Origin of the sequence: Kineococcus vitellinus, from assembly GCF_009906315.1 — a bacterium.
Lineage (GTDB): Bacteria > Actinomycetota > Actinomycetes > Actinomycetales > Kineococcaceae > Kineococcus > Kineococcus vitellinus.
In genome coordinates this window covers 1-4684 of record NZ_JAAALL010000322.1, presented here as the reverse complement: position 1 = coordinate 4684, position 4684 = coordinate 1, and the positions used below count along the sequence as shown (strand labels likewise).

At 75.8% G+C, this 4684-nt stretch carries 4 protein-coding genes; 1 reads left to right on the top strand and 3 read right to left on the bottom strand.

The features are described 5' to 3' along the window. Nucleotides 1-42: 42 nt before the first annotated feature. The 3 genes from GTQ99_RS20000 to sucC all read right to left on the bottom strand — a co-directional run bounded on the left by GTQ99_RS20000 (nucleotide 43) and on the right by sucC (nucleotide 3434). The gene (locus tag GTQ99_RS20000) at nucleotides 43-1281 is read right to left on the bottom strand and encodes a cell division protein PerM (RefSeq protein ID WP_166617463.1); all 1239 of its coding nucleotides are present in this window, start codon (nucleotides 1279-1281) and stop codon (nucleotides 43-45) included. Nucleotides 1282-1353: 72 nt separating this feature from the next. After that, the gene (sucD, locus tag GTQ99_RS19995) at nucleotides 1354-2253 is read right to left on the bottom strand and encodes a succinate--CoA ligase subunit alpha (RefSeq protein ID WP_166617462.1); all 900 of its coding nucleotides are present in this window, start codon (nucleotides 2251-2253) and stop codon (nucleotides 1354-1356) included. 5 nt (nucleotides 2254-2258) lie between these two features. Beyond that, nucleotides 2259-3434, bottom strand: a complete 1176-nt coding sequence (gene sucC / locus GTQ99_RS19990; protein WP_166617461.1) for an ADP-forming succinate--CoA ligase subunit beta — start codon at nucleotides 3432-3434, stop codon at nucleotides 2259-2261. Nucleotides 3435-3601: 167 nt separating this feature from the next. Here sucC and GTQ99_RS19985 point away from each other — a divergent pair. Continuing rightward, nucleotides 3602-4684, top strand: a 1083-nt coding sequence (locus GTQ99_RS19985; RefSeq protein ID WP_205707880.1) for a dihydroxyacetone kinase subunit DhaK, incomplete at its 3' end; no start/stop codon positions are given.

Here is a 4684-nt window from a genome sequence, read left to right as displayed (position 1 = left end):
CACTAGAGTCCCTCCACGTGCCCGCCCGTGTGGTCGTCCTGTTCAGTCGTCCGTCAGCAGCCTGCCGGGGGCGCGGCCCTCCTCGGGCAGCACCACGACGTGCCGGGCGCCGCGCCGGGCCCGCAGGGCGCGGTCGGCGAAGAGCGCCAGCAGCGCCCCGGCGGCGACCTCACCGGCGACGGCGGCGGCGGTCAGCAGCGGGGAGGGGCCGAGCTCGCCCATGCGCCCGGCGCCGGCGGGGCCGCTGGCGGCGAGCGCGAGCAGCCCGGTGAGCGCGCCGGCGAGCACGCCGGTGAGCGCGGCCGCGCCGCAGCGCTGCAGCAGGGCGGCGGGGACGGGCCCGCGCCGGGTCTGCAGCGCCCACGCGAGCGCGCCGACGAGGACGGGCAGCGCGAGCACCGCCCAGGCCAGCACGGGCGCCGGCCCGGGAGCGGGCAGCGCGCCGAGGACGGGGACCGTCGGCAGCGCCTCCAGGCTCGTCCCGCCCGGTGCCACGGAGGTGCCGGTGCCGACCGCGAAGCCGGTGCCCGAGGCCCACGCCAGCCCCCACACGGCCAGGGTGGGCAGCAGCAGGACCTGCGCGAGCGTCAGCAGCGCACCGCCGACGACGCCGGGGTCGAGGGCCTCGTGCAGCAGCAGGACCCCGGAGTGCCCGCGGGCCAGCGCCGCGGCCACGACCAGCGAGCCCGTGGCGAGCAGGCCGGCGCAGGCGGTCAGCGCCGGGCGCAGGGCGGCGGCCACGGGGGCGGGCACGGCCGCGGGCAGCGGCGGCCGGTGCGGCCACAGCGCCGCGAGCGCACCGGCGCCGCCCACGAGGAGCCCGCCGACCGCGCTGCCGACCGGTGCGGCCGCGCTCACCCCCGAGCGGGAGACGAGCGCGAGGAACCCGGCGAGCAGCGCGTAGCCGCCCGCGAAGGTCCCCACCGCCGCCCAGAAGGGCACGGGGCGCTCGGCGGCCCCCTGGTCGCGCGCCCAGGCGCGCACGGCCCGTACGGCGGACAGCACCGCCAGCAGCGTGATCCCCAGCGGTGCGAGGCCGACCTCGCCGCCCACGACGGCGACGGTGGCGCCGTGCGCGAGCAGCCACAGGTCGGCGCCGACGCGGCAGACGGCGGCCAGGGAGGAGGTGGAGCGCACGGAGGCGATCCAGGCGAGGACGCTCAGCACGAGGATCGGCACGAGCAGCGCGAGCACGGCCCGCAGCGCCGCGGTCAGCAGCGGCAGCAGGTCGGCGGCCGTGGTCCTGGGAGCCTTGGCGGAGGGTTCGACGAGCGTGGACATCGCCTCGATGCTCCCCCGCCGGACGCGCGCAGCCCCCGCCGACACGCGGTCGGCGGGGGCTGCGGAGCCGGTTCAGAGCTGCTGGAAGATCTCCCGGGCGAGCTTCGCGGTCTCGCTGGGGGTCTTGCCGACCTTGACGCCGGCGGCCTCGAGGGCCTCCTGCTTGGCCTGCGCGGTGCCGGCGGAGCCGGACACGATCGCGCCGGCGTGGCCCATCGTCTTGCCCTCGGGGGCGGTGAAGCCGGCGACGTAGCCGACGACGGGCTTGGTGACGTTGGCCTCGATGAACTTGGCCGCGCGCTCCTCGGCGTCGCCGCCGATCTCGCCGATCATGACGATGAGGTCGGTCTCGGGGTCGTCCTGGAACGCCTGGAGGGCGTCGATGTGCGTGGTGCCGACGACCGGGTCACCGCCGATGCCGACGGCGGAGGAGAAGCCGATGTCGCGCAGCTCGTACATCATCTGGTAGGTCAGCGTGCCCGACTTGGACACCAGGCCGATGCGCCCGGGCGGGGTGATGTCCGCCGGGATGATGCCGACGTTGGACTTGCCGGGGCTGATGAGGCCCGGGCAGTTCGGCCCGATGAGGCGGGTGGTGCCGCGCTGCTGGGCGAGCGCGTGGAACTCGGCGGTGTCCTTGACCGGGACGCCCTCGGTGATGACGACGACGAGCGGGGTGTCGGCCTCGATGGCCTCCACGGCGGCCGCCCTGGTGAACTTCGCGGGGACGAAGACCACGCTGACGTCGGCGCCGGTGGCCTCGCGGGCCTCGCCGACGGTGCCGAAGACCGGCACCTGCACAGGGGAGCCGTCGGCGCCGGTGAAGTCGACGCTCTGCCCGGCCTTGCTCGGGTTCACGCCGCCGACGACGTTCGTGCCGGAGGCCAGCATCCGCTGGGTGTGCTTGCGCCCCTCGGAGCCGGTCATCCCCTGGACGATGACCTTGCTGTCGGAGTTCAGGAAGATCGCCACGGGGCTCAGGCCTTTCCGGTGCTCGCGAGTTCGGCGGCCTTGGCGGCCGCGCCGTCCATGGTGTCGACGACGGTCACCAGCGGGTGGTCCGCCTCGGCGAGGATGCGCCGGCCCTCCTCGACGTTGTTGCCGTCCAGGCGCACCACGAGCGGCTTGGTGGCCTCGTCGCCGAGCATGCCCAGCGCCGAGACGATGCCCTTGGCGACCTCGTCGCAGGCGGTGATGCCGCCGAAGACGTTGACGAACACGCTCTTCACCTGCGCGTCGCCCAGGATGACGTCCAGGCCGTTGGCCATGACCTGCGCCGAGGCGCCGCCGCCGATGTCGAGGAAGTTGGCGGGCTTGACGCCGCCGTGCTGCTCGCCGGCGTAGGCCACGACGTCCAGCGTGCTCATCACCAGGCCGGCGCCGTTGCCGATGATGCCGACCTCGCCGTCGAGCTTGACGTAGTTGAGGTTCATCTCCTTCGCCTTGGCCTCCAGCGGGTCGGCCGCGGCGGCGTCGACGAGCGAGGAGTGCCCGGGGTGGCGGAAGTCGGCGTTCTCGTCGAGCGTCACCTTGCCGTCGAGGGCCACGACCGCACCGTCCTCGGTGCGCACCAGCGGGTTCACCTCGACCAGCGTGGCGTCCTCGGCGGTGAAGACGCCCCACAGCTTCACGACCACGTCGGCGACGGCCTCGCGCAGCTCGGGCGCGAAACCGGCGGCCTCGACGATCTCGGCGGCCTTGGCGGCGTCGATGCCGGTCAGCGCGTCGACGGGGACGCGGGCCAGCGCCTCGGGGCGCTCGACGGCCAGCTGCTCGATCTCCATGCCGCCCTCGACGCTGCACATCGCCAGGTAGGTGCGGTTGGAGCGGTCCAGCAGCACCGAGAAGTAGAACTCCTCGGCGATCTGCGCGCCCTCGGCGACCATCACCTGGTGCACGGTGTGGCCCTTGATGTCCATGCCGAGGATCTCGCGGGCCCGCTCGGCCGCCTCCTCGGGCGAGTGCGCGAGCTTGACGCCGCCGGCCTTGCCGCGCCCGCCCGTCTTGACCTGGGCCTTGACCACCACGGTCCCGCCACCCATCGCCTCGGCGGCCGCCCGGGCCTCCTCCGGCGTGGTGGCGACCCTGCCGTCCAGCACGGGTACGCCGTGCGCGGCGAACATGTCGCGCGCCTGGTACTCGAAGAGGTCCACCAGTAGTCCTCGTCTTCCTCGTCATCGGTCGGAAGTTGCTGCGTGCAGCACCGGGCGACAAGCACACTAGCCCCGGCGGGCCCGCGGCTCGCGGGGAGGCCCGGAGACCCCGGTCACACCGCGCCACCCCCTCCCGCCGGCGGGGCGCAGCGGCCAGGATGGCCGCCGTGACCGACGACTACTTCTCCACGGGCGACGACGTCGTCGCCTCCGCCCTCGCAGGCTTCGCGCGCGCCCACGGCGCGTCGGTGCGCGTCAGCCCGGACCCGGCCTTCGTGGCGGCCGCCGACCCCGACCCCGGCCGCCGCGTCGCGATCGTCTCCGGCGGCGGCTCCGGGCACGAGCCGCTGCACACCGGCTTCGTCGGCCGCGGCGGCCTGGACGCCGCCGTGCCCGGCCAGGTCTTCGCCTCCCCGCACAACCGGCAGGTCCACGCGGCGGCGCGCGCGGTGGCCCGCCCCGGCGGGGTCCTGCTGGTGGTGAAGAACTACACCGGCGACGTCATCAACTTCGGCATCGCGGCCGAGCGGCTGCGCGCCGAGGGCACCGCCGTGGAGACCGTGCTCGTCGACGACGACCTGGCCACCGAGGTCGAGGGCTCGGCCACCGGCCGGCGCGGCACCGGCGCCACCGTCCTGGTGGAGAAGGTCCTCGCGGCCGCCGCCGACGCCGGCGCGACGCTGGAGCAGCTGGCCGACCTGGGCCGGCGCGTGGTCGCCGCCTCCCGCAGCCTCGCCGTGGCCTCGCGCGCGCACACCTCCCCCGGCGGCGGCGGCCCGGCCTTCCAGCTGCCCGCGGGGCAGCTGGAGTACGGCGTCGGCATCCACGGCGAGCGGGCCGTGAGCACCGTGGAGCGCCCGGGCACCGAGGAGCTCGTGGACCGGCTGCTCGGGCAGCTGCTGGAGCACGTGCCCGCGACGCCCGCCGGGTACGCGGTCCTGGTCAACGGGCTGGGCTCGGTGACCCAGCTGGAGCTGTACTCCGTCCTGGACGGCATCGCCCGCCGCCTCGAGCAGCGCGGGCTGGAGCTGGCCGTGGCGCTGGCGGGCACCTACGTGGCCGCGCTGGACATGCGCGGCTTCTCGGTGACGCTGACCGCGCTGGAGCCCGGGTGGGTCGAGCTGCTGCGCGCCCCCACCGCCACCCCGGCCCTGCCCAGCGCCGAGCCCGTCGCGCCGGCGGCGCTGCGCACGGCCGTCGCCGCTGGCCTGGTCCAGGCGGGTCAGCACCGGGTGCGCCCGCGCGACGGC

Coding starts and splice junctions, on each gene's coding strand:
- GTQ99_RS20000 (WP_166617463.1), bottom strand. CDS start 1,281: ATGTCCACGCTCGTCGAACCCTCCGCCAAGGCTCCCAGGACCACGGCC.